The 26618-nt window shown below is 29.1% G+C and carries 25 protein-coding genes and 1 other annotated feature; of the genes, 5 read left to right on the top strand and 20 right to left on the bottom strand.

Annotated features, from left to right (window positions below):
- Nucleotides 1-74: 74 nt before the first annotated feature.
- The 11 genes from GPX08_RS13580 to GPX08_RS13530 form a co-directional block, all read right to left on the bottom strand.
- Complete coding sequence (locus GPX08_RS13580; RefSeq protein ID WP_156627397.1) at nt 75-1361, bottom strand: PTS sugar transporter subunit IIC; 1287 nt, start codon at nt 1359-1361, stop codon at nt 75-77.
- A complete protein-coding gene (locus GPX08_RS13575) occupies nt 1354-1659 on the bottom strand; it encodes a PTS sugar transporter subunit IIB (protein WP_156627340.1) in 306 nt (101 codons plus the stop codon). Before GPX08_RS13575 ends, GPX08_RS13580 begins: the two co-directional genes overlap by 8 nt.
- On the bottom strand, nt 1656-3053 hold the full coding sequence (locus tag GPX08_RS13570; RefSeq protein WP_156627339.1) for a family 1 glycosylhydrolase: 1398 nt from the start codon (nt 3051-3053) through the stop codon (nt 1656-1658). Before GPX08_RS13570 ends, GPX08_RS13575 begins: the two co-directional genes overlap by 4 nt.
- 1 nt (nt 3054) lies before the next feature.
- Complete coding sequence (locus GPX08_RS13565) at nt 3055-3375, bottom strand: PTS lactose/cellobiose transporter subunit IIA (RefSeq protein ID WP_156627338.1); 321 nt, start codon at nt 3373-3375, stop codon at nt 3055-3057.
- 122 nt (nt 3376-3497) lie between these two features.
- Nucleotides 3498-5414: a PRD domain-containing protein gene (locus tag GPX08_RS13560; RefSeq protein ID WP_156627337.1), complete on the bottom strand. Its 1917-nt coding sequence runs from the start codon at nt 5412-5414 to the stop codon at nt 3498-3500.
- Between the two features lie 318 nt (nt 5415-5732).
- Entirely contained in the window at nt 5733-6260 is a 528-nt protein-coding gene (locus GPX08_RS13555; RefSeq protein WP_156627336.1) for a hypothetical protein, read from the bottom strand.
- 62 nt (nt 6261-6322) lie between these two features.
- Complete coding sequence (locus tag GPX08_RS13550; RefSeq protein ID WP_156627335.1) at nt 6323-6733, bottom strand: peptide deformylase; 411 nt, start codon at nt 6731-6733, stop codon at nt 6323-6325.
- A 75-nt stretch (nt 6734-6808) separates the two neighbouring features.
- On the bottom strand, nt 6809-7249 hold the full coding sequence (locus tag GPX08_RS13545; protein WP_156627334.1) for an ACT domain-containing protein: 441 nt from the start codon (nt 7247-7249) through the stop codon (nt 6809-6811).
- A 73-nt stretch (nt 7250-7322) separates the two neighbouring features.
- Nucleotides 7323-7544, bottom strand: a complete 222-nt coding sequence (locus GPX08_RS13540; RefSeq protein ID WP_156627333.1) for a hypothetical protein — start codon at nt 7542-7544, stop codon at nt 7323-7325.
- A gap of 120 nt (nt 7545-7664) precedes the next feature.
- Complete coding sequence (locus GPX08_RS13535) at nt 7665-8189, bottom strand: spore maturation protein (protein WP_156627332.1); 525 nt, start codon at nt 8187-8189, stop codon at nt 7665-7667.
- Between the two features lie 11 nt (nt 8190-8200).
- On the bottom strand, nt 8201-8776 hold the full coding sequence (locus GPX08_RS13530; protein WP_156627331.1) for a spore maturation protein: 576 nt from the start codon (nt 8774-8776) through the stop codon (nt 8201-8203).
- A gap of 116 nt (nt 8777-8892) precedes the next feature.
- On the opposite strand from GPX08_RS13530, the gene GPX08_RS13525 reads away from it, so the two are divergent.
- Nucleotides 8893-9078, top strand: a complete 186-nt coding sequence (locus GPX08_RS13525) for a hypothetical protein (protein ID WP_156627330.1) — start codon at nt 8893-8895, stop codon at nt 9076-9078.
- Nucleotides 9079-9435: 357 nt separating this feature from the next.
- On the opposite strand, the gene GPX08_RS13520 is transcribed toward GPX08_RS13525, so the two are convergent.
- Together GPX08_RS13520 and GPX08_RS13515 are read right to left on the bottom strand one after the other, a co-directional pair.
- The gene (locus tag GPX08_RS13520; protein ID WP_156627329.1) at nt 9436-10437 is read right to left on the bottom strand and encodes a substrate-binding domain-containing protein; all 1002 of its coding nucleotides are present in this window, start codon (nt 10435-10437) and stop codon (nt 9436-9438) included.
- A 164-nt stretch (nt 10438-10601) separates the two neighbouring features.
- The gene (locus GPX08_RS13515) at nt 10602-13712 is read right to left on the bottom strand and encodes an isoleucine--tRNA ligase (RefSeq protein ID WP_156627328.1); all 3111 of its coding nucleotides are present in this window, start codon (nt 13710-13712) and stop codon (nt 10602-10604) included.
- A gap of 264 nt (nt 13713-13976) precedes the next feature.
- Nucleotides 13977-14222 (bottom strand) — a binding site (T-box leader).
- A gap of 270 nt (nt 14223-14492) precedes the next feature.
- Here GPX08_RS13515 and GPX08_RS13510 point away from each other — a divergent pair.
- Nucleotides 14493-14711, top strand: a complete 219-nt coding sequence (locus GPX08_RS13510; protein WP_066889555.1) for a (2Fe-2S)-binding protein — start codon at nt 14493-14495, stop codon at nt 14709-14711.
- Between the two features lie 130 nt (nt 14712-14841).
- On the opposite strand, the gene GPX08_RS13505 is transcribed toward GPX08_RS13510, so the two are convergent.
- Complete coding sequence (locus tag GPX08_RS13505) at nt 14842-15258, bottom strand: hypothetical protein (RefSeq protein ID WP_156627327.1); 417 nt, start codon at nt 15256-15258, stop codon at nt 14842-14844.
- Nucleotides 15259-15437: 179 nt separating this feature from the next.
- On the opposite strand from GPX08_RS13505, the gene GPX08_RS13500 reads away from it, so the two are divergent.
- Entirely contained in the window at nt 15438-16334 is an 897-nt protein-coding gene (locus tag GPX08_RS13500) for a DUF1266 domain-containing protein (protein ID WP_156627326.1), read from the top strand.
- Between the two features lie 356 nt (nt 16335-16690).
- On the opposite strand, the gene GPX08_RS13495 is transcribed toward GPX08_RS13500, so the two are convergent.
- Complete coding sequence (locus GPX08_RS13495) at nt 16691-17821, bottom strand: glycerate kinase (protein ID WP_156627325.1); 1131 nt, start codon at nt 17819-17821, stop codon at nt 16691-16693.
- Between the two features lie 225 nt (nt 17822-18046).
- Here GPX08_RS13495 and GPX08_RS13490 point away from each other — a divergent pair, with 225 nt between their 5' ends.
- Nucleotides 18047-19222 carry a methyltransferase domain-containing protein gene (locus GPX08_RS13490; RefSeq protein WP_156627324.1) on the top strand — a complete coding sequence of 392 codons (1176 nt, stop codon included), beginning with the start codon at nt 18047-18049 and terminating at the stop codon, nt 19220-19222.
- Nucleotides 19223-19310: 88 nt separating this feature from the next.
- Here the strand turns inward: GPX08_RS13490 and GPX08_RS13485 are convergent, their stop codons facing one another.
- From GPX08_RS13485 to GPX08_RS13470, 4 genes are all read right to left on the bottom strand, one after another.
- On the bottom strand, nt 19311-20111 hold the full coding sequence (locus GPX08_RS13485) for a CAP domain-containing protein (RefSeq protein ID WP_156627323.1): 801 nt from the start codon (nt 20109-20111) through the stop codon (nt 19311-19313).
- A gap of 483 nt (nt 20112-20594) precedes the next feature.
- Nucleotides 20595-21326: a 2-phosphosulfolactate phosphatase family protein gene (locus GPX08_RS13480; RefSeq protein WP_156627322.1), complete on the bottom strand. Its 732-nt coding sequence runs from the start codon at nt 21324-21326 to the stop codon at nt 20595-20597.
- A 21-nt stretch (nt 21327-21347) separates the two neighbouring features.
- Nucleotides 21348-22271: a TIGR01212 family radical SAM protein gene (locus GPX08_RS13475; protein WP_156627321.1), complete on the bottom strand. Its 924-nt coding sequence runs from the start codon at nt 22269-22271 to the stop codon at nt 21348-21350.
- 80 nt (nt 22272-22351) lie between these two features.
- On the bottom strand, nt 22352-23425 hold the full coding sequence (locus GPX08_RS13470; protein ID WP_156627396.1) for a hypothetical protein: 1074 nt from the start codon (nt 23423-23425) through the stop codon (nt 22352-22354).
- A 241-nt stretch (nt 23426-23666) separates the two neighbouring features.
- On the opposite strand from GPX08_RS13470, the gene GPX08_RS13465 reads away from it, so the two are divergent.
- Nucleotides 23667-24725 carry a transporter gene (locus tag GPX08_RS13465; protein ID WP_156627320.1) on the top strand — a complete coding sequence of 353 codons (1059 nt, stop codon included), beginning with the start codon at nt 23667-23669 and terminating at the stop codon, nt 24723-24725.
- 70 nt (nt 24726-24795) lie between these two features.
- Here GPX08_RS13465 and GPX08_RS13460 read toward each other — a convergent pair whose 3' ends face one another.
- Nucleotides 24796-26568 (bottom strand): chemotaxis protein, encoded by a 1773-nt coding sequence (locus tag GPX08_RS13460; RefSeq protein ID WP_156627319.1) that lies wholly within the window; start codon nt 26566-26568, stop codon nt 24796-24798.
- Nucleotides 26569-26618: the final 50 nt, after the last annotated feature.

Genomic DNA, 26618 nt, shown 5'->3' with positions numbered 1-26618 from the left:
TGTAAATAAGAAATGCTTGTACCTAGATAACAGATACAAGCATTTCTTATTTACATCTAAAGATATACAATTTTTTATTTTTCTTGAGCTAAAAGTTGCTTATCGTAAACTTTAAAGAAAGGATAATAAATAATCATATCAACTATAATCAATCCTATTACAAGCACAACTGCTTTCCAGTCCAATGTGGAGAAAAATGCACCTATTACAGATGGCATATTCCATGATAACATAGAGAATGTTTTCTCTACTATATTCTGTGACATTGCCAGAAAAGCGACTATAGCATTAGTTGTTGCTGCAAAAATGAATGGTATCAAGAAAACTGGATTTAACATTAATGGTACACCAAATATTAGTGGTTCAGAAATACCAAATATTGCAGGTGCAATTCCCATTTTACCAATTGTTTTTAACTGTTTTGATTTAGCTGTTAGTAGCAGTATTGCTAATCCTAAAACTGCTCCACAACCTCCAATAACTACAAAGTATACCCAAAATGGTGTAGTGAATACATTAGGTAGTTGTTCTCCTGCAACTTGCGCTGCTGCATTAATTGATAGATTACCATCTCTAATTGGTCCCATTATACCTGCTAATGCTGCATCATGTATTCCAAAGAACCATAATAAATGAGTTACTAATGTTATAGTTACTGTAAAGAAAATACTATCGGCAGCCTTAAAAGTTGGTGCTAATAAACTAAATAGGAATTCAGGTAAAGTTGTATCCAATTTATTAAAAATAGTAAATATGCTAATATATATTATTATAATTATAAATCCAGGAACAAAAGCTGCAAATACATCACTTAAGCTAGTTGGGACACTTTCCGGCATTTTTATTCTTCCAAAATCCCTTACTTTCATAAATCTATAAATTTCTACTGTTAATATACTAATAAGAATAGCTGGAATTAATCCCTTTCCATCTATATAAGCTATTTCAATTGACTTTGATTCATAACCTAATTCAATTGGGTTTGTTACTAGTAAAAAGAACCCTACTGTAACAAACAAGATTGGCAAGAATGACTCCATCTTATAATGTTTGCATAAAAAGTGTGTAATACCAATTGCAATATATAATGACATCGCTCCTAGTGTAAATGTAAATAACCAGTTTAGGATTTCACTATTATTTGTAGCAAACTCAGCCCATTTTAATAGAATTACATTTGTAGTATTCTCTGTAATTGGTGGAGATTTTATTATAGCCGCTACCCCTCCCATTAATGTAATTGGAAGTAAGCTCATAAAAGCATCTCTCATTGCAGCTAAATGTCTTTGTTTAGCCATCTTATTAGCAAATGGCATAATCTTCTTTTCACAGAATAAACTAAATTGAGATAGCTTACTCATCATTACCCCCTCCTAATTCATCATAAACTGTCTTTAAAATTGACTCTGCATCCATACTCCCATATTTCATAGGATCAATATTTAAAACTGGTATATTTACTGCTGTATTCTTTATATCCTCATATTCAAATCTTATTTGTGGGCCAACTAATATAATGTTTATATTTTCTAAATGATCCATGTATTCTGCTATTCCATATGCTTTTACTTTACATTTACCTTCAGAAACCTTCTCCATCTTTTTTGCAAGCATACCTGTTGACATCCCTGCATTACAAACTAACATAATATTCATTATATATTCCTCCTATCAATAATATCTCCATTACCCTCGCATACTTTTTTAAACCAATAATAAGATTTTTTAGGTTTTCTTACTAACCCATTTTCCCAATCTACCGCAACTAATCCATATCTCTTTTTACATCCATTTTTCCACGAATATAAATCCATCGTAGACCATATATAATAACCTTTTACATCTGCACCCTCATCTTTAGCATTTAAAATTGCAGCAATATGATCATTTAAGAACTCAATCCTATAATCATCATTTACTGGTTCATCCCCTGATACATCCTCGTATGAAGCAACTCCATTCTCAGTAATATAAATTGGTAAGTTATACTTGTTATGAACCATCATTATTCCTTCATAAAGTCCTCTTGGATAAACTTCAGTATCCCATTCTGTATATTTCGATGCTGGATCAAATACTTGCTCAAACCAATCCTTTATTATTAATTTAGAAGTTCCTTTTGCACTACTTCCTGCATTATTAACTATTAAAGTTGTTTCACCTTCAGTATATGGTTTTACCAGTACTCTAGCATAATAATTAAGTCCTATGAAATCAACGGTGTTTTCCTTAATTATTTTCATATCTTCTGATGTAATATATGAAAGATCATATTTACTACTCAATCTAGTTAATAAATCTATAGGTATTTCTCCTTTTGCAGCAGTATCTAATATCCAATTGTTCATAAAATTATCAGCATTTCTCATAGCTATTTTTGTTTCTAGAGTATCATCAACCCCAAACACAGGAGCAAAGCTATGAACTATTCCTATATTTCCACCTAAATTATGCTTTCTATATTCTGAAATTGCTCTAGCATTAGCTAGCATAACATAATATGATCCCTTTATAGTAAGTTCAGTATTTTGTAATGCAGGTGGATAATTTCCTATTTTATATCCTGAAAAAATGAAGTATCTTGGTTCATTAAATGTAACAAAATGCTTTACTTTCTTACCAAACTCCTTAAATACTACATTTACATAATGAATGTATGCATCAATTGTTTCCTTATTAATCCATCCACCTTTTTCTTCTAAGAATTGTGGTAGATCCCAGTGATATATTGTTACAAATGGAGTAATCCCATTATCTATACATTCATCAATAAGTTTATGATAAAACTCTATTCCTTTTGTATTTATCTCTCCATCTATATTCTTTATTATTCTAGGCCATGCTAATGAGAATCTATATGTGTTATGACCGCCATCTTTCATATACTTAATATCTTCTTTAAATCTATGATAATGGTCTGAAGCTATATCTCCATCTTCAAGATTATTCTTATGCAAGTAATAATCCCACATTGATTCTACTCTTCCATCTTCATTCCATGCTCCTTCACATTGATACGATGCTGTAGCTGTCCCCCATAAAAACTTCTCCATATTAGTTCTCCTCCTTACTATACTTCTGATGAATATTTATTATTTCCTTTGCTAAATCTACTACTATGATAGATGATGCCAGATGATCTTCACTGTGCATTAATAATAAAGTTATTTCGATTTTTTTCCCTGCTGCTTCATCCTGAATAATTCCACTATGGCTTCTTTGTGCATTTAATAACTCTTTTTTAGCTTCTGATAATAATTCATTAGCTTTTTTGAAATTACCTTTATCTGCTTCTTTTATTGCTTCCATAGCATAACTTCTTGCATTTCCACTATGCATTATTAACTTAAATTCTATTTCGTTTATTTCGTCCATTAAGGTCACACTCCAAACTTCTTTTAATAAGATATCTTATGGCTATATTATAGCTAAAAAATTTCCCATAAAAAAATATACTTTTTCCACTTCAAGCGGAAAAAGTATATAACGATTTCATTCTATTTATAATCAGCAATAAAGATATTTACAAATTCATCATAACTTTTAGAATTTATAAGTTTTTTCATTACATCTTGATTTTCAACAAGAAAAATTAATTTTTCAAAAAAAGCATCTAAATTTAAATTTTTATCACTATTTAAGCAAAATAAGAATACTACTTGTACCTTATATTTACCCCACATAATTGGTTCTTTTAATATACCTATTCCTATTTTGTTATTATATGCTACCTTTTCTAAAGGATGAGGAATAGCCATTAATCCACCATACGCTGTTGAAGATACATTTTCTCTTTTTAGTACATATTCCACATACTCCTTAGGGCAATGACCTTTTCTATAAAGCTCTTCAACTAAATATTCAATTACCTCCATTCTATCTTCTAATACTATATCTTTATAAAATAACTCTTTATCAAATAGCTTAGAAATTTCATTACGTTCTTCTTTGTTCATTAGTGACTCTAACGTTTTATTTAATTTATTAATATCATCCTTTAATAAGAATGGCGAACATTCAATTGTCTTAACTTGTAAATCTTTTTCTAGGGGAACTGTGGATATTATTAAATCTACTGAGGCCTCCTTCACCTCATCTAACTCCTGTATTGATAAGCATCCTACAACATTAATCTTATCAGAATACATTTTAATTAACCTATTCTTTAATAGGTTACTTGAAGATATTCCTGTAGGACAAATAACATAACATCTAACCTTACAATTTTCTTCATTTAATTTTTCTATAGATGATGCTAAATGTAGTACAATTAATCCTATTTCATCATCATTTAATGTATATCCGAAAGTGTCTTGATATTCTAATGCTATAGATACTCCCATATCATAAATTAATGGATAAACCTTTTTTATTGTATAAATTAAAGGATTTTGAATGAACATTCCTTTTTTACTTCTAATTAATAGATTTTCCATATGAAGACTAAAACTAGATATAAACTCAATATCTTCTTTAAGGTCTAATAAATACTCTTTATATAATTTATCAACTATATGATCTATGAAATTTGTAACTTTTTCATTAGTTCTTTCTATATTACTTCTATTATGTATAAATATTCTCTTTCCAGATATAAGTAATGCAACATACTCCTTTTCTCTTTTAGGAATACTAATATTTATTAATTGCTCTATTCTTTCACATATATCATTACTTATTTGAATATCTTCATCATTTAGCTTGCTCAAATAATTATTATCATCTTTAATATCAAAATTATTCCTTACCTTTTCTAAAACAATAAGTATATGTACAACTAAATTAATTACAGCTAAATCATTCATCTTTATATCATTTTCAATAAAGTAGCTCCTTAGAATATTATTTATTTCCCTAATATCAATATTTTTAAAGTTTTTTTCATAACTGTCTATATCAAAAACGTTGTCCTTTTGCTCTTTTAATATTAATTTGCATAGTAAACTTCTCTTCTCTTTTTCAGTTGCCTCTAAGAATATTTTATTACTAACTCTTTTCATCTCTATATTGTTATTTTCATTCTTAAATAAAATTTTAATTCTATTTAAATCTTTCTCTATTGTATATTCACTTACCATCAATTCATCTGCTAAGTCAAATATATCAATACTATCCATTCTATATAAAAGCTTGTTTATAATATAAGATGTTCTCTCCTCAACTGTAATTGGAATATTATCACTATATTCCTCTACCATCTTTTTAGCAAGTTCATGTTCTTTAATATAATATCCCTTCGCCTTTACCATACTTACAACTTGTACATTGTTACATCTATTAATCTCTGAAATATCATTTCTTATAGTCCTTGTTGATACCTCTAACTTATTAGATAATTCTTTAGGACTAACATAGCCTGCACTATCTATTATTCTAGTCAGAATTTGTTTTTGTCTTTTAGTTATCCCCATCATCTGTTTCTCTCCTCTATAACCTCAGTTTTCCAAACAACTATGTATACATTTACTTTTTAATAATTAATATACTACACTTTATATTCGTTAACAATAATATTATGCTGAATAATAGTCTTATTTTTAAAAATTATCCTTATTATTCCTTAAAGTTATTGAAATTCTTCGAAAGAAATATTGTTATGGTTTAAAGTTATTTATAAGTTCTAAATTTATAAGTCTTATTTTGTCACTAACGATTTTTAATATCATATATGAACTTATATACATAAAAAATACGCAGGCTCAATGCTGCGTATTCCTTAATAAATTTCTATGTTAGCAGTACCAATTTATTTTTGCTGGATTAGGCTCATCTATTATAGCAACTTTGCTTAAAGCCTCTTCAATCTTCTTACACTCTCTTGCTGCAATTTCATCATAAACTTCATCCGTCTCATTAACACCGACAGATGAGTATGCCACAGCAGCAGCTCCGTAAAATGCAAGTCCTAAAGAACTTGTTACAGTATTGATTGTTGTCGTTGTTGCTCCAATTGCCCTAGCTGCAGCTTGTGCAGCTGGATTTCCTTCTGCTTCTCTTGCAGCTATTTGAGCTTCCTTGATAATTTTCTTTGCCTCTGCTAACTTAATTTTTCCTTCTAGCCACTCGTTAGTTGCATTTAATGCATTACTTAAACGAGAATCTTCAGGATAATCCTTTTCGTAAATAGGTAGAATATATTCCTTTGCATAGTCATTACACCATTTTACAATAGTTTTTTTGCTTTGTGTCTCTATTAATCTCATAAGAGAAACAATATATGGTGAATCTGCTTTTCCAAGCATTTTTCGTACTTTAGCCATAATAACTCCTTTTCCCTGAATAGTTTTCAATTTAATAATCTAATCATAAGCAACTTTATATCTTAGATTATTATACCTTCAAAATGATCTATCTCATGTTGAATAATCTGTGCAGTAAATCCAGTGAATACTTGTTTATGTTTCTTAAAGCTTTTATCAAAATATTCTACCTCAATTGTTTCAAATCTTCTTGTTTTCCTAAAGCCAGTTAATGATAAACAACTTTCTTCTGTTTCATAATCGCCATCTTTCTTTAAAATAACTGGATTTACCATAGGAATTATAATATCACCTACACTAAATACTAGTATTCGTTTTTTTACTCCTATCATATTAGCAGCCATACCAACACAATACTCTAAGTTTGCTCTTAATGTATCTACTAAATCATCAATAATTGCTACATCATCTTTAGTTGCAAGCTCTGACTTCTGCCCTAGGAATAATATATCCTTTACAATTGGTCTTATCATAATTAATTCAACCTTTCTAATTTCTTTGTCTAAACAATCTTTATATTATGAATCTATAATTTAGAATTTTTTCTTTTATTCCATAGCCAAAACTTTAACACTTATAACATTAGGTAATAATCTTAAAGTATTAACTAAATGTTTTATATCCTTCGTCATATGAGCCACATCTAAAGTAATAGTTACATTTGCTGCCATGTTAATAGGAATATCCTGACTTATAGTTAAAATATTTCCCTTATTAAAAGCTATACAATCTAAAACCTTTGAAAGTGTTCCAGCTTCATGCGATAGAAGAACTACTAATGTAATCTTCTTACTGTTTATTCCTTCAGCCATAGGAAATATATAATCTTTATATTTATAAAAAGTACTTCTACTAATTCCTGTATTTTTTGTAGCTTCACTAATATCTTTATACTTTCCTGTTAAAAGGCTTTCCTTAACCTCGAGAACCTTCTTAAAAACCTCTGGAATAACCTTGTCACTGACTATGTAATATTTATCTCCTGCCATCCCTTCACCACCTAAAAAAATAAGCTATATAATTATCTATTATATAGCTTATTTTATATAAAATATAGTTTATTCACAGTTTGTTTATATGAATTCTATTTGACTTCCTAATTCTATTTATATATATCTTAACTAAGGAAACCACAACAGATATTACTCCTCCTAATGCAAAGCATAATTGTATATTATTAAAAAACAATCCCAAAATTACTCCAATACCTACTCCGTAAGCCAAGTAAATTGAAAGAATTTTTAACTCATCCTCTGACAAAAATAATTTGTCATTCCATTCCATTAATTCATCACTCCCCTCCCTCATTTATATATTTATTATAAACTATTTATCTCCCAAACTAGTTACAAAATTATTACATATAAGTTTATTTTTATTAATATTTCATTTTCAAAATTTAATCTATCTTAAAAATCTAAGTACAATAAAAATAGACACTATAATAGCTGTCATATCTGCTAATAAGGCTACCCAAACAGTATGTCTAACTTTCTTAATTTGTACAGCTCCAAAATATACTGTAACTGTATAAAATATAGTTTCTGTAGTCCCCATAATTACTGAAGCTATTAATCCTATGTAACTATCTGGACCATAGTTCTTCAAAATATCTGTTAATATTCCCATAGCTCCGCTTCCTGATAAAGGCTTTATAAGTACTAATGGAATTACTTCCTTAGGTAATCCTATGGTTCCTGCAATTGGAGAAATCATATTATTTAATATATCCAATAGCTTGGCTTCTCTAAATATATTAACTGCAATTATCATAGCTAATAGATAAGGAAATATATTAATACAAACCTTAAGGCCTTCCTTAGCACCTTCTATAAACCATTCATATACCTTTCTTCCTTTAATCATTCCATAAGTTATAATAATAATTATTATTATAGGTATTATACTCTTAGTAATATATTCAAACATAAATTATCCTCCTAAAAATATCTTTGAAGTAGCTTACAGAGCAATACTCCTGTAACTGCCGCAAATGTACTAGCTATTACAGCTGGCAAAATAATCATTCCAGGATTATTTGAATTATAAGCTGCTCTAATAGAAATAACTGTAGATGGAACAAGTTGAATACAAGCTGAGTTTAATACTAAAAAAAGAGACATATCATTTGAAGCTACTCCCTTATTTTTATTTAATCTATCCATTTCTTGCATTGCCTTTATTCCAAAGGGTGTAGCTGCATTTCCTAATCCCATCATATTAGCAGTTATGTTCATTACTATGGCACCTAATGCCTTTTCATCCTTAGCTGCCTCTTTAAAAATCAACTTTAATATAGGTCTTAGAAGCTTAGCTAGTTTATTAGTAAACCCACTTTTTTCTGCAACCTTCATTACCCCACACCAGAAGCACATAAGTCCAACTAAACCAATAATTAATGAAACTGTAGAATCGGCAGAATTAATTACTGCCTTCGAAATACCTTCTCCATTACCTGTTAATAGCCCAACTAAAATGCCTAAAAAAATCATTACAAACCAAATATAATTAATCAAAATTCCACCTCTTCGTGATTACTTCTATAAATATATGACTTGAATATAATTTTTATTAGTGATACGATGAATATAACTAACAATAATTATGTTTTAAAACATAAAGGAGAGTAAGAATGAAAGAAGAAAACTTAAAGATAGCACAAAAAGATATTGATGATGCATTAAAGACTGTAGAAGACATGGTTAATTTTATTGATGAAACTGAATTATCTAAGGACGTATTAAAAGAAAAGTTTATTACTCTAACTGAAAAAGTTCAAGAACTAGAAAATATATTAAAAGTTGAAGGAATACTATAATATAGTATCTTTTACATAGAAATTATAGACATATAATAAATATAAAATTAAGCATTCCTGAGATATATCACTAAAAAAGATTAATCATTATAAAAAAGAAATATAATAAAAAAGAGCTGTATCATACTGAACAATATGTTCAACATGATACAGCCCTTTTTTGACCATAACCTTTTTTGATTAGCTACCCATTCCAATCAAATATATTAAATTCTCCATCATAGTTGAATTTGAAAACGTTTGTAAATTATGTGTTAATTATATCATGGTTTTCATTACCTTTCAATAGAAAAATAAAAAGAAATGCAAAAAATATAATTCACATACAATTCTCACATTTCTTTCTTTTTTATCTAATTATTTCCTACAACTATCTCTTTCAACTAATAAATAGTCTAATACGAATTGAGATTCTTCTAATTCTTTCTTATTAAGAAGCTTAATTAACATTCTCATAGCAACTGATCCCATATCATAACTTGGTTGTTTTATAGTTGTTATCTTAGGATAGAATACAGAAGACATAATATTATCATTGAATCCTATAACGCTTACATCTTCTGGAACTTTTTTTCCGTTATCTCTTAATGCATTAATAACACCCATTGCAATTTCATCTGAAGCACAAACTACAGCATCATAATCTTTTTTGTTTGCTTCAAAATGTTGAACAGCTTCATATCCGCTCTTAACTTTTAATCCTTGAGCATATATTAAATCTTCGTCAACAGATACCCCATTTTCTTTTAATGCATTTTCATAACCTATGTATCTATCTCTCCAAGCATTCATATTGTCTCTTTTAGCTCCAGCAAAGGCTATTTTTTTCATTCCCTTATTTAATAAGTATTCAGTAGCCTCTTTTACAGCTCTTATGTTATCTATAGTAACACTTGGTAAGCTTTCTTCCTTATCCTTAGATTCAACTAAAACAGTAGTTAAGTTTAACTCATTTATTATATCTAATGTTTCTTCTTGTAGTGATGAACTCATATAAATAACTCCATCAACCATTTTTTCTTTTAGTACTCTTAAGTATTCTTTTTCTTTTTCAATGTCAAAATCAGAGTTACATAATATTACATTATAGTCGTAAATATTTGCAACGTCTTCAGCCCCTCTAACGATTTCAGGATAAAATCCACTTGAAATATCAGGAACTAATATTCCAACAGTCTTTGTCTTTTGAGTTTTTAAACTTCTTGCTACTATATTAGGTCTATATCCAAGCTTCTTAATTGCTTCTAGAACCTTCTTTTTCGTGTCCTCGTTTACAACATCTATATCGTTTAAAACTCTGGAAACAGTAGCAATTGAGACTCCCGCCTCTCTAGCAACATCTTTTATAGAAGTAGCCATATATCATCACTCCATTTTTTTAATAGTCTTTATCTCATTTTAACAATAATTATACTCTTTGAAAATAGTTTATACAATAATCAATATTTTTCTTTACTATTTATATATACTAAAAAGTTAGAAGTCCCCTATTGAAAACTTCTAACTTTCTAAACTAATTATGTCTAGCCAACTACAACTACTGTCATATTTAGTTTTTCACCATTTATAACAGTTTCAGTATAATCAGCATCTTCATTCACTGCAATTTCTTGAGTTAATGTTTCCCTCTTTATTACATCTGCATATTTATTGATAACATCAACTAGCATATCGTTATTTGCAACGAATAGTTTAATCTTATCAGCAACTTCAAAGCCCTTTTCTTTTCTCATATTTTGGATCTTTGAAATAATTTCTCTTAATTGTCCTTCTTCTTTTAACTCTTCTGTAATAGTAGTATCAAGAACAACTCCAATTTGGCCTTCTCCAGCAAAAGCATATCCTTCTAAGCCTTGCATAGTAACTAATACACTTTCACTATTTAATACTATTTCAGTTCCATCAACATTAATAGTTTCAGTTCCACCATTTTGAAGGTTTTGAGCTAATTCCATTTGGTTTCTTGCTGCTATTTCTTTTCTTATTCCAGGAATTAATTTACCATATTGTCTACCAAGTACAGGTAAATTAGGCTTAATTTCAAAGTTAACATATTGTGATAAATCAGCTCCAAATTCTACTGCCTTTATATTAAGCTCATCCTTTATAATATCTCCATAGTAAGCTGGAATAGCATCTGTAGATAATAACATCTTAGAAAGTGGCTGTCTATTCTTAATGTTAGCACCATTTCTCGCACTTCTTCCAAGCTTAACTATTGTATAAGCTAATTCCATTTCTTTTTCTAATTTCTTGTCTATAGCATCTTCACAAACTTCTGGCCATGAACATAGGTGTAAACTTTCTTCTGCTGAATTATCTAAACCTACTACTAAGTTTTGATAAATTTCTTCTGTTACAAATGGTACAAATGGAGCTGCTACCTTTATTAAAGTAGTTAATACTCTATATAGTGTAACATAAGCACCTATCTTGTCATCAGTTAAGTCTTCAGCCCAGTATCTTGCTCTATTTCTTCTTACATACCAGTTTGATAGCTCATCTGTAAAGTCTTCTATAATTAAAGCAGCTTGAGTTATTTGATATGAAGCTAAGTTTTCATCAACTTCTTTTATTACTGTGTTAAGCTTAGACATTATCCACTTATCCATTACATTTTCAGATTTAAAATCTTTATAATCTAATGGATTAAAGTTATCTAATTCAGCATATAACACGTAGAATGAATATACATTCCATAAAGTACTTAAGAACTTTCTTTGAGCTTCTGAAACATCATCAACAGAGAATCTTGTTGGAAGCCAAGGAGCGCTTGCTGTGTAGAAATGCCATCTTGTAGCATCTGCACCTTGTGAGTCTAGTACTTCAAATGGATCTACTACATTTCCCTTTGATTTTGACATCTTTAAGCCCTTCTTATCTAATACGTGGCCTAAAACTATACAGTTTTCAAATGGATTTCTATCAAATATAGCTGTTGAAATAGCTAATAATGTATAGAACCAGCCTCTTGTTTGGTCTACAGCTTCTGAAATAAATTGAGCTGGGAAGTTTTCTTCAAATAGCTCTTTATTTTCAAATGGATAATGTAATTGAGCAAAAGGCATTGATCCTGAATCAAACCAACAGTCAATAACTTCAGCTGTTCTAGTCATTTCCTTACCACACTTAGAGCATTTAAGTTTAACTCCATCTATATATGGCTTGTGAAGTTCTATATCATCTGGGACATTAATTCCCTTTTCCTTTAATTCAGCTATACTTCCTATACATTCTCTATGACCACAGTCACATTCCCAAATTGGAAGCGGTGTACCCCAATATCTATCTCTTGATATACCCCAGTCAATAACATTTTCTAAGAACTTACCAAATCTACCTGTTCTTATGTTATCTGGATACCAGTTAATTTTATCATTGTTTTCTAAAAGCTTATCTCTAAGCTTAGTCATTTCAACAAACCAGCTTTCTCTTGGATAGTAAAGAAGTGGTGTGTCACATCTCCAGCAGTGTGGATATGAGTGAGTATGCTTTTCAGCTTTAAATAATTTATTATTTTCTTCTAAATACTTAACTATAGATTCATCACATTTCTTAACGAACTTTCCTGCCCATGGAGTTACTTCTTCAACGAAGTTACCACTAGCATCAACTAAGTTAATAAATCCAATTCCATTTTTCTTTGCAACAATGCTATCATCTTCACCATATGCTGGAGCTATATGAACTATACCAGTACCATCTGATAAAGTTACGTAGTCACCATGAATAACTTCAAAAGCCTTACCATGAACTTTTCCAAATGGAAGTAATCTTTCATATTTAGTTCCTAGTAATTCAGTTCCCTTGAATTCTTTTACTACTTCATAATCTTCTCCTAAAACCTTTGGAGCTAATTCTTTTGCAAGAACTAAAATTTCATCTCCAACTTTAGCTTCTATATAATCATAAGCCTTGTTTACACATAGTGCTAAGTTAGATGGTAAAGTCCAAGGAGTTGTTGTCCAAGCAAGTATATATTTGTTTTCTTCTCCCTCAACTTTAAACTTAGCTATAGCAGTTAAGTCCTTAACATCCTTATAACCTTGTGAAACTTCATGAGAAGAAAGTCCAGTTCCACATCTTGGACAGTATGGCATTACCTTATGTCCCTTATATAAAAGTCCCTTTTCCCATAATTGATTTAATGCCCACCAAACAGATTCAATATATGAATTGTGATATGTAACATAAGGTTTTTCCATATCAACCCAATATCCAATTTGGTCAGTCATCTTTTCCCACATGTTAACATAAGTGAATACTGAGTCCTTACATTCCTTAACGAACTTTTCAACTCCATATTCTTCTATTTGCTCTTTTCCTGAGATACCAAGTTTCTTTTCTATTTCTAGCTCAACTGGAAGTCCATGAGTATCCCATCCAGCCTTTCTAATTACCTTGTATCCCTTCATTACCTTATATCTTGGGATAATATCCTTCATAACTCTTGTTAATACGTGTCCTACGTGTGGTCTTCCATTTGCTGTTGGAGGTCCATCATAGAATGTAAAATACTCACCATCTTGGTTCATATCAAAGTTCTTCTTAATTACATTCTTATCCTTCCAAAGGTCTGCTACTTCTTTTTCCATTCCTACAAAACCCTTTGGTAATTCAACCTTTTTGTACATAATTAAACTCCCTTCTGTTAATTAAAACTTATTCAAAAGCTCATTTGCCTTAATAATAATAAATTTAATACTCATTTCTTTTACAATTCTTATAAATAAAAAGTATAAATTATAATATTTCATGCTTTTTAGTAACATCCAAATCACTAAAATATGATAATTCATACTTCAAAGATATTGGTTACTTAATTATTATGTTAATACCCTTATTCTTTGCACTATTCCTTTATTATATTTCTTAAATATAATAAAAAAAACCTCGCCCAATAGGACGAAGATATTCGCTATACCACCTAAGGTTATAATTTCACTTATATTAATGAAATTATTAATTTCGAGCACTAACATACTCTATCTTTTAACGCAAGCTAACGTGAAAACCTAATAAGCATTTTACCTTTCAGCCTCAAACTCCTAGGTGATTTTCCCTAATCTTCTCTATGGTTTTGCACCTTCCAACCACTCTCTTAAAGTATCCAATTAAGTACTTTTCCTAATCATAGTTTTTATTTATAAAAATCATATAAATATTTTACTACAAAGTAAATTAATATAAAAGTGTATATATGAGAATATTGTAATAAATTTAAAGAAAAATAGCAATATCTTTATAAAAATTAATAATTTGATAAAGAAAATTAATTAATAATTTTTATCAATTAGTATTGACTTTCTGTAGAGCTAACCCTATAATATAAGCATAAAGAATAAATATTAAAAATTTATTTTTTATCCCCTTTATTTTCCTTAATCTATTTCTTGTATTAGGAGGAAAGATCAATGGAAAATAACTTAAACGAACAAGTCCTTGATAAGCTTACTAAAGTTTGTACTTGCAAGGCAATACCAAGATCCAAAATTAAAGATGCAATCAAAGCCGGAGCTCATACTGTATCAGAAGTTTCTAAGGCAACGGGAGCTTGTACAGGTGGGTGCAGAGGCTACAGATGTACCCCTACAATCCAAAATTTGATTGATAAGCATCTGGAAAATAACTAATATAGTTCCCCCAAACTATATTAGCATATAGATTATATCTCCCCTAAAACCACCTGCTATGTAAACAGGTGGTTTTTTTATGTATTTAATTCAATATATCTAATCTTATATTAATTTTATTAATCTTCCTTTAATAGACTAACTTATCTCCCTTAACTTTGATTATAATTCCATTACCCCATCCCTCTGCAGTACTTGTATCACATAATGAATAGAAGTTATTATTAAACTTAACAATTAATCCATCATTGCTAATATCCCTATACAGTTCTGTTCCAACTGGAAATCCATTCGAAGAACTATTACTAGCTGGCTTGAAATAGTTAGGTACTTTATTATTAATAGTTCCTAATTTATCACCAATATATTTATTGTAATCATCTTTAGATATTTTATAATCCGTATTAATAACATAAAGTTTATTTTCAAACTTCACATATGTCCAACCCCTAGATGATTCAGAAAGACCAGTTATTTTATAAAATGAAAATAACCCTATAATAATTACCGCCAAAATAATTATAAATTTCTTAACCTTAGAACTCAAAGCCCTCACCCCTTTAATATATTATAACCACTAAAAGGAAGATGATAAAGAACGATTTTTCTTATCCCTTGAAATCAGTTTTAATTACATTTTATTATATTTGATAATATAGGAATATATTTTATATTCGTATCTATAAAATATAGATATATTATTGTTAATTAAATTGGAGGCAATATATGAATTTAGTGAAAAGTATTATTTTTACTGGAAAGTTTCTTAAGGATAAAGATATTCCTAATGATATGAATAGATTGCGAGCATTATCTGCTGGATGTACTTACTCTATTCCATCTAAAAAGCTATTTAAGTTAATCCAAAATGAAACTGATAAAAAAATGGAATGGTTACTTATGAAGAAGGCTTATTTTAGTTTAGATTCATCTTTAAACTTTATAGAAAAATATCAAAATAGAATTTTTTTCAAATCTGCCTTGAAAAAGGCATGGGGAGTAGAAAAAAAAGAACAACTTATTCAACAAATTAATTTTCTGTTTGATGGATCAAATTCACTATATGCAAATGCACAGTTAAATTTATATTCTGAACTACAAATAAAAGAATTACCCATAGATGAAATTAGTATTAGGGAAACAGACTTTTTTAATTATTATTATGAAGATTTAGATGAAGATCAGATGGAACATTTACTAGGTGCATTAAATATTATTGAAGAAAATAAGAATTTGCTAACTTCAAATTGGGTATTAGGTTTTGATTTATCAAGAATAGTACATCTTGTAAGAATGGGGTATGGTACAAAAATATTATCTCAAAATGAAGCTTGGGAAATTATTGATAAAGTTTATCTAAGATTTAAAGAATTTAAATCTTATGCTGATTTTTTTGCAAGTCATGAATTAGGCTTCAATTTGTTTGACTATGATAGAGAACTAGATTGTTTTGAACAGTATAAAGACAGAGTAAGAAATGCAGCTCCAATTTTTTTAAATAAAAGAGCAACACCTTTTAAGTATTTAAATATATCTGATGATATTCGTGAAAATCCAGGTGAAATATTTGGGAATATATTTCATATAGATTCTATTGAAATAGAACCTAATAATACAAAATAACCTTTATAATCAAAAAGATGGAGTTGTCATTATGACATCCCCATCTTTTATAAATTACATAATAGAAGACCTATCCATACTTCTATTTATGATGTTTTATAAAGTAACCTTACTAATAAAACCTTCTAATACCTATTATTGATTTTAAAATATTTTCATTGATATTCCATAACTTTTAAAACTATCTTTTGATAAATTAATATGTTTTAATTCCTTGTCTTCTTTTTTAAGACTTGCTGTGTTGAATTCTATCATAGCTTCTTCAAAGTATTTTTTTATTCTCTTTGGTGTAGGTATAATAATAGCCTTAAATATCATAAAAATCTCCTAAAAATTTTTCTATATTATAATATACTTTATTTTATGGTAATTATTCTTAATATATTTTCTACAGCTATTTCCAAATTATCTTTCCCATCTTTTAATGCTTCATCTAATCCTATTACACCTGGAGTTATTCCTATTATAGAATCTATGCCAAGAGAATATAGTTCTTCTATCCCATTGCCAATTCGCCCTCCAAAAGCTATTACTGGAACATCGTATTTCTTAGCTAAAGTTGCGACTCCAATTGGTGTCTTTCCAAACTTAGTTTGAAAATCTATACTTCCTTCACCAGTAAGAACCAAGTCTGCATCTTTCAATTTATCTTCTAACTTTGAATATTCAATTACAGTATCTATACCTCTCTTTACTTCAGCATTACAAAATCCTATAAGAGCAGCCCCTAATCCACCTGCTGCACCAGCCCCCTGGATATTGTCTATATCTTTCCCTATTATCTTCTTAGATATATCTGCAAAATGCTTTAAATTTTCATCAAGTACTTTCACATCTGTATCACTTGCACCTTTTTGTCTACCAAATACCTCACTTGCCCCTTCTGGTCCTGTAAGAGTATTTTTTACATCACAAGCTATTTCTATTTTTACATTTAACATTCTCTTATCTAAGTTAGAGACATCTATATAATGTATTTTATTTAAGGCTCCTCCTCCATAAGGAATTTCATTATTGTTTTTATCCTTGAAGCTAACTCCTAAAGCTTGAAGCATCCCTACACCACCATCATTAGTAGCACTACCTCCTAAGCCTATAAGAATTTTATTAACTTCCTTATTTAAAGCTTCCTTTATTAGTTCTCCTGTACCAAAGCTTGTTGTTATTAAAGGATTTCTCTTTTCTTTATCTACTAAATACAATCCACTAGCCTCTGCCATTTCTATTATGGCTGTTTTTTTATCTCCTAAAATTCCAAACCTCGCCTTAACCTTATTTCCCAAAGGAGCAACAACATCTTTATAAAAAACTTCACCATTTGTAGCATCAACTAATGCATCTAATGTTCCTTCTCCTCCATCTCCCATAGGTACATGAATTATTTCTACCGAATTTATAACTTTCTTTATTCCTCTTTCCATCGCCATACAAGCTTCTTTTGCCGTCATACTTTCTTTAAAAGAATCAGGTGCTAATACTATTTTCATATTCTCTCCCCACTAACCATAATAATTAATAATTTAAATTTCATCCCTTATATTATAGAATAATTCAACATAATATTCATCATTCAATTACATAAAACATAATTTATCTATTTATAATTTTCTATGCAAACAATCTATCTATTTTATTATTAATATATATATCCCTATACTTAATTCTTAATTGTGATATAATTTTATAGAACTTATTCAGGAAGGAGCTGTATTATGGCAAGTAAGTTTTATTTACATAAAGGAAAAAATAAAAAGGCTGAACAAGGCAGACCTTGGATATATATTGATGAAATAAACGAATATGATGGTGATTATGAAAATGGTGATATAGTTGAAGTTTATAACCATAAAGGGTTCTTTATAGGAAAAGGCTATATCAATGATAGAAGTAAGATAACAATTAGAATAATGACTAGAGATATAGAAGAAGAAATTGATTATGATTTCTTCAAGAAAAGATTTGAAGCTGCTTATGACTATAGAAAAACTGTTATAGACACTTCTTCTTGTAGACTTATCTTTGGTGAAGCTGACTTCTTACCAGGTCTTACAGTTGATAAATTTGAAGATTACTATGTAATTCAAATATCTACTTTAGGAATGGATCAATATAGAGATATAGTAGTAAAAATATTAGTCAATGAATTTGGTGCCAAAGGTGTTTATGAAAGAAGTGATATTAAGACTAGAGAAATAGAAGGTCTTGAGCAAACTAAAGGCTTCTTAACTGAACCTTTTGATACTAATATTGAAATTGTTGAAAATGGAGTTAAATATATAGTGGACTTAGAAAATGGTCAAAAGACTGGATTCTTCTTAGATCAAAAGGAAAATAGAGCAGCTATCCATAGAATCTGTAAGGATAAAGATGTTTTAGACTGCTTTACTCACACAGGATCATTTGCTTTAAATGCAGGTATAGCTGGAGCAAAATCCGTTTTAGGTATTGATGTATCTCAACATGCAATAGATTGTGCTACAAGAAATGCAGAACTTAACAATCTACAAGATACAGTCAAATTCGAATGTCATAATGCCTTTAATGTTCTTGGTGACTGGTCAAGAGAAGGCAGACAGTTTGATGTTGTAATTCTAGATCCGCCAGCTTTCACTAAGTCAAGAAATACAATTAACGCTGCAATTAGAGGATATAAAGAAATAAACCTTAGGGGCTTAAAGATGGTTAAGTCAGGAGGATACTTTGCTACTTGCTCTTGCTCACATTATATGAGTGAAGAACAATTAAAGAAAACAGTTCTTGAAGCAGCTCATGATGCCAGAAGAACCTTAAGACAAGTAGAAGTAAGAACTCAAAGTTCAGACCATCCAATATTATGGGGTTCTGATGAGTCTTATTATCTAAAATTTTTTATATTCCAAGTTGTTTAATTAAAATATAGAACTGTATTAATATCAAAACCTCTGGATTATCCAGAGGTTTTGATTAATTTATATTTTAATTCTTATTTTTTATTTATTATCTATAGAATTCTTGTGTGGCATAATAGGTACTTCCTATCTTATATACACCTACTCCAATACTCGTAAAATTAGTAGATAAAATGTTAGCTCTATGTCCAGATGAATTCATCCAATTATCCATAAATTCTTTTGCTAATGAATCACTACCGCTTCTACCTTGAATATAAGCTATATTTTCTCCCCAAGCATTGTATGAGACTCCATCTGCTTTCATATTGTCTGTTATTAATTTTCCTTGAGGATCTTGATGAGAAAAATATCCTTTATCTCCCATATCCGCAGACTTTATTCTAGCATATTTCTCCATAGTAGTATTGTAACTTAACTCTGAAAGTCCAGCTGCTTTTCTTTCAGAATTTACTCTTTCAAATATTAGCTGCTCAATCTCAGTAGCAAAATTACTGTCACTAGGTACTGATGGCTTATTAGAATTTCCAGGATTTCCACCATTATTTCTCTCTTCTGTTTTAGGTGGTGCAGGAGTCACACTTGGATTCTCTGGTGGATTGCTTGGTTGTGCATTATCATTATTATTTGCTGGATTATTGTTTTCTGCAGTTCCTCCACCATTATTTTCATGAGAAGCATTAGGCTGCTTATCATTATTGTTTGGCGTATTAGGATTATTATCCTTATTTTCTTTTGCTTCTTTATCAGAAGGAGTTTTGTCCTTTTCTTCAACTTTAGCAATATCATCCGGAGTTTGCTTATTTGAGTACATAAAATATGCACCTACACCTAAAGCTACAATAACTCCTAATGATACTATAATCGTTACTACCTTTGACTTGCTCATAAGATTTCCTCCTTTAAGCTTTTTCTTCATCTGGTTTTATAATCTTATCACAATAAAAAGTAAATCTAAATATGAGGTCATTTGTAATTGTAGAAAATTTTCTAACTATTAGAAGTATTTATTTTACATGCACTTTTTTTCAACTTTTCATTTATCATCTTTAATCTTCATGCCATCACCTCTATTTATCTCTTCACCTTTTATATCGAAAATAAATATTAATTCTTACATAATTACGCAAAAAATAAAAGATGGCTAAATTCTCTATTTAGCCATCTTTCCTTCGAAATAAATTCTATAATATAGGAGTTTAATTTATACTGTATATTATTAGAAGTGTGGAGCTTTTAATAATATATTTAAATACTAACTGATATTGATTATCAATCTAATATTATAATATATCTTTTACCTTAGATTGTCAATGAAATTTTCAAATTATTTAACAATTTAAATTATTTTACCTTTTAATGATATTTTTTATTATAATTTTATACTCGCGAAATTCTTATCTACTCTAGGAACTACATCTATTATGTCTTTTTTGCAGCAATATTCTAAGTCCTTATTCAATCCAAGTTCCATTAAAATATTATAATGTTTTGCATTCCTAATAAAATCAATTATATTAGTATTATTTTCATAAATATATTTTGCAGTTTTAGATATATCTGAAAGTTCATATTTATTTTTTTCTGCATTTTCACATAATAAGCTAATCATATAGCCTGCACATATAAAGTCATCCATAGAAAACTCACCATTAGTTCCTGCATTTATAAATACTACATCTTTATTTATATCCTTAATTAAATTAACAACAGCTTTAGAATTAATCATTGCCCCAATTAAAATTTCTTCAGAGTTTAAACTTAAATTTATGGCTCTAGTTCCATTTGTGGTACTTAAAATTATACTCTTACCTTCTACCTTTTCAGTTGTATATTCTAAAGGTGAATTAGAAAAATCAAATCCTTCTATTCTTACTGCTTTTCTTTCTCCACCAAGTAAAGGGCTAATTCCTTCACCTACTAACTCTTCCTTCTTACTAAAAGCTTCTTCTACAGTAAGTATAGGAAATATTTCTTTTGCTTTGTTATTTAATGCTGTTACTATAACTGATGTAGCTCTTAGCATATCGATAACTACTACTACTTTTCCCCTTAGGTCTTCTTCCTTTATATTATCAGCTGATATTATTAAATCTACCTTCATGAAATCTCCCCCAAGCTTAGGCTATTTAAAGTTCTTTCCTTGCCAAATATCATTATCTTCTAATGCTTTATCTATAGCATTTAATACTTCCCATTTTTTTAGACTCCACATAGGACCTATTAACATATCCCTAGGCGCATCTCCTGTAAGTCTATGAACTACCATATCTTCAGGAAGCATAGAAACACCTTTACATATTAAATCTATATATTGCTCTTGAGTAAGTAGCTTTAGTTCTCCACTTTCATATTGTTCTACCATTTTTGTACCTTCCATTAAGTGAAGTAAGTGAAACTTAATACCTTTAGCTCCTGAATGAGCTATATAATCAACAGTCTTTAACATATCCTCTTCAGTCTCACCTGGAAGTCCAAATATTGTATGAGCTACCACCTCTATATTTCTATCTAACAATCTCTTTAACGTATTATCAAATACTTCAAAATCATATCCTCTATTAAAGTTTCTTGCTGTTTCATCATTTACAGTTTGTAGGCCTAGCTCCACTATTAAATATATCTTTTCATTTAATTCACTTAAAAATTCAAGTACATCATCATCAATACAATCTGGTCTAGTGGCTATCGATAAGGCAACTACGTTCTTTTGAGCTAAAGCTTCTTGATATTTTCTTCTAAGTTCTTCAACTGGTGCATATGTATTTGTATATGCCTGAAAATAAGCAATTAGCTTTCCATCCTTCCACTTTTTCTCCATCATATCTTTTCTATCTTCAAACTGTTTAGTTATTGATAATGTTCTGCTTCCTGCAAAATCCCCTGATCCTCTTGCACTACAGAAAGTACATCCACCTTTTGCAACCTTACCATCTCTATTAGGGCAAGTAAATCCTCCATCTAAAGATATCTTATATACTTTTTCGTTAAATTTATTTCTAAGATAATAGTTTAAACTATGATATCTCTTATCGTTCCATTTTTTCATATTTTCCTCCAAAAATAAAAGTACCACTTTATTTAAGTCGTACTTTTATTCTACTACAATATTTGCATATGTTAAGTATTTTATATACTTTTTTTAATTTCTTTTCCTTCTATAAATACAGTGTATTCTCCAAGTATATCTGCCTTAATATTTTTAGAGCCTAGCTTCCCACTTACCAATATCTTAAATTCATCTTTATCAAAATTAACTAAAGATATATTATAAGTATCTTCTGGAAATTCCTTATCAAAGTTTATGTCTACTAATTCTCCATCTTCACTATTATAAACCTTTATCCTTTTTATTGAATTAGAATTAACATATTCTACTATTAGAAATCCTTCTTCTTTTGTAAATACCAAATTATCTATCTTTACATTATCTAATAAATCAAGCGGAACTACCTTCTTAGCTATTGGCTTATCTAATATATCTTCTAAATTAGTTTCAGTTTTTCCCTCTTCTCCCTTAGCTTCAGTTGATTCTCCTTGAGTAGCCTTACTTTCTTCTATAAATGCAATTGATAAAAATGATTTATTACCTCCAGTAGTGGAAATAGCTATTTTTTTACCTTTATATCCTAATGCTACTGGTCCAAAAGCTTCAGCCTCTACTTTTTCCTTATATAACATAAGCTTATTTCTTCTTAAATAAACATCCTTAGGCATATTATTTAATGAAACTATTAAATCACTCTTCCCACCATCTTCACCAATAATTCTTAATGAGTCGTTCTTAACGAAAACCTGCATTTTATTCATAGCTTTAATTTCATCTATCTTATAATCTTCCCCATCTTTTATAACTTTAATTGCAAAGTTGTCTAAATCACATTTAGGTTCTGATGAAGAATTTCTAATAACATTAAAAGTTATGAATGCCGACTTACTAGTTGCTTCAATAAGTGCTTCTGGTTCATAAGATATTATCTTTGAAGTCCCAGTTGTTATTTCATTATTTTTACTTAACAAATTTTCAGTACAAAGAGATTTTGCCCCTTCAATATTATCATTTCTAATCATTCCCAGATATTTTTCTGATAACTCATAAGCAATCTTTGGCTTAAATAAATCTATTTCTACATCTGAAGCCTGATAATATGAACAGCTAGATAAAATATACAAATTTAATATTATTAACGAAAGTACATACATAATTTTATTTTTCAAAGCTATCACTCCCTTAAATAAGTCCTTAAGGTTATTTTCCCTAAGTTTAGATAGCTTATTCATTTTTAAAAACAATAACTATAATACTAATTGAATAAAAATTAGAAATAATAAAGCTTACCCTAGTTAAATATCAAAATAATTATTACGAAAAATAACTTGCTAAAGAATAAAAAATTAATAATCCCTATATATTGTTAATAGATATAAAGTAGGGGGATTTAATATGAAAGATGAATTTTCAAAAATTTTTAAAGTAGCAGTAGTTTTTATAGGTACTATAGTCGGCGCTGGATTGGCATCTGGACAAGAAATAAAAGAATTTTTTACTTCTTACGGAGTAATTAGTTTCTTAGGAATAATAGCTTGTGGCTTTTTCTATATATTTTTAGGTTCCATTGTCTCTAAAATCAGTATTAAACATAAATTAACTTCCTATGGTGATGTTATAAGGGTAGTAAGTCCAAATATCCTAGGAAAAATAACTGGCGTTATTACTACTGTATATTTAATATCAAGCGCTTCTATTATACTGGCTGGAAGTGGAGCTTTAATTAATCAATTTTTTGGAATACCTAAAATAATTGGTTCTTTAATAATGGTTGTAATAGCATTATTCTTTTTACTAAGAGATACAGATGGGTTAATCGAAGTAAATTCCTTTATAGTACCTACCCTAATAGCTACTATATCAATTATTACTATATTGTATTTTATGTTCTGTAAAGATTTAATTACTTTTGAGCATTTAACTAGCTTTAAAGCTGAAAAAACAGGGATAGCTCTTTCTACTTTGCTATATGCTGGCTATAATACCCTATGTAGCCTTGGAGTACTGGTTCCTCTAAGTACTGAAATCAAAAAAACTAAAACTATGTTTTATGGAGTATCTTTAGGTGCTATAGGATTAGTATTGCTAAGCTTATCTATAAACTTTTTACTTATGATTAATCAGCCTTATATACATAAGTATGAAATACCACTTTTATTTGTAGCTCAACCATTTGGTAATATAATTCAAGCATTATTATTAATAGTTATACTACTAGAAATGTTCTCCACTGAAGTTTCAGATGTATATTCTATTAGTAAAACCTTAGATAATACTTTTAATTTAGACTTTAAAAAAGCTATATTTATAGTAATTTTTATAGCCCTTCCTATATCAAGAATAGGATTTTCTAAACTTATAGGAGCACTTTATCCTATTTTTGGTTTCTTGAGTTTACTATTTATAAGTCAAACTATATATTATTATTTTAAACATAGAAGAGAGTTAAATTAATTCATAAAAAATACACCCCTTGAACCATCATTTTTTTGGTCCTTGAGGTGTATTTTCTTATTTTATATAATTAATCCACATCACTTACAAAGTTTTCCCCAACATCTCTTACCTTTTCTAGAGTTATCAACATTTCTTGAATACTTCTAGTGAATTCCTCTATATTTTGATTAACTACTTGAGATGATGCAGCATTTTCTGCAGCTATAGCTGCTAATGAATCTATAGTTGTACTCATTTCTGCTACTGAGCGAACTTCTTTATTTAATTTATTTATAGCTTCATTAGTTTCATCTGAAACTACCTTTATTAGATCATTTGCTTCTGAGCTTACAACTCTAACACTTTCTAAGTTAGAAGCCTCTACTTCTAAAGATGTATATTGACTTTCTATACTAGATACTAAAGCATTTATTTCATTTGCAAAGTAAGATAAATTTTCATTTATATCTTTTACAGCTTGTTGTGATTGCTCTGCAAGCTTTCTTACTTCTTCAGCTACCACAGCAAATCCTCTACCTTGCTCGCCAGCTCTAGCAGCTTCAATTGATGCATTTAAAGCTAAAAGGTTAGTTTGATCTGATATTCCAGATACAAGTGAAACTATATTAGTTATGTTATCTGCTTTTCTTTGTAAGTTTTGGCCCCTCTCTTTAACATTCATAAATGACTCTAATGTTTCCCTAATAGCTTCATTAGACTTGTCCACATTTAAATAGCTTTCTCTTATTTTATCAACAGATTTACCTAATATATTTTTATTCTTATCTTGAAGATTCACTAATTCTTTTAAAGCACCAATATTTTCATTTGTCTGATTAACAAGTTCACCTGTACTTACCTCTTGTCTTTCTGCTAATTCCAATACTTGCTCTGAAAAAGTAGAAATTTCTTCAGTTGCTTTCTTCATATTTTCTGTCGTTTTATACATAGATTGGGTAAATACACTTAACTCATTTAATGTTAAATTAGCTGATGTTAAATCTTCATTAATGCTATTTTTCAATTTAGATATTCCTGCATAGATTCTTTCCATCTTGTCATTAGTTGATATGCTAGTATCTATAGCATCGAAATTATTATTTTCTATATTTTCAATAATATCATTTAATGGTCTCACTATCACGCTACTTATAATTCCAGAAACCACTCCTGAAATCGCCCCTATTAATGCTCCCTTAGCTAATCCCACTATTGGTAATCCTACTAATGTTACTACTATAAATAGCGGAACTCCAATTTTTAACTCGATGCTATTAAATCCAAACTTAGATAATGTTCTACTGATAAAATATTTCTTATTAAAATGAATGTTTTTTTCGAATTCTATATGTACTGTTAGCTCTCCTTTTTTTCTCTCCACTTCTTCTATCTTAACTTTCTCTCCAAAGAATTTAACACTTCCCCATAATAGTCCTAAGAAGTAGTCAAAAAGCTCCCTATCTGATCTATATGTAAGATTAATACTCTTCTCTGATATTTGCTTAATTGCCATTTTAGGTGGCTTAGCTCCCCTAATTTTTTTCATTATTATAGAATGAATAAAATTAAGAGAATTTAAAAATTTATAAAGATCTACTCTCTTAAAAAACACCGGATAATCTTCAGCAAACTTATTTAAGTTATTCTCTCCAATTATTCTCCAAAGTTCATTTATCGGTGTTCCCACACTATCTGCAATAATCCTTATAAATTTAAATATCTTTTCATCCTCTACATCTTCTAATGGACTAAAGACTATATCTTCTGGCCAATTAACAGCCTTTAAAGATTTTCCAATCTCTTCATTTCCGTATAAATCCCTACATGTTCTGATCCATGTAGATACTACTGTTCCTTTCATCTTCTTCCTCCCGTATCTATTTTTAATGTATTATACCCATTATATCTCCT

This window comes from Clostridium tertium, from assembly GCF_902652255.1.
GTDB classification, from domain to species: Bacteria; Bacillota; Clostridia; order Clostridiales; family Clostridiaceae; genus Clostridium; species Clostridium tertium_A.
This window is presented reverse-complemented; position numbering and strand designations above follow the sequence as displayed.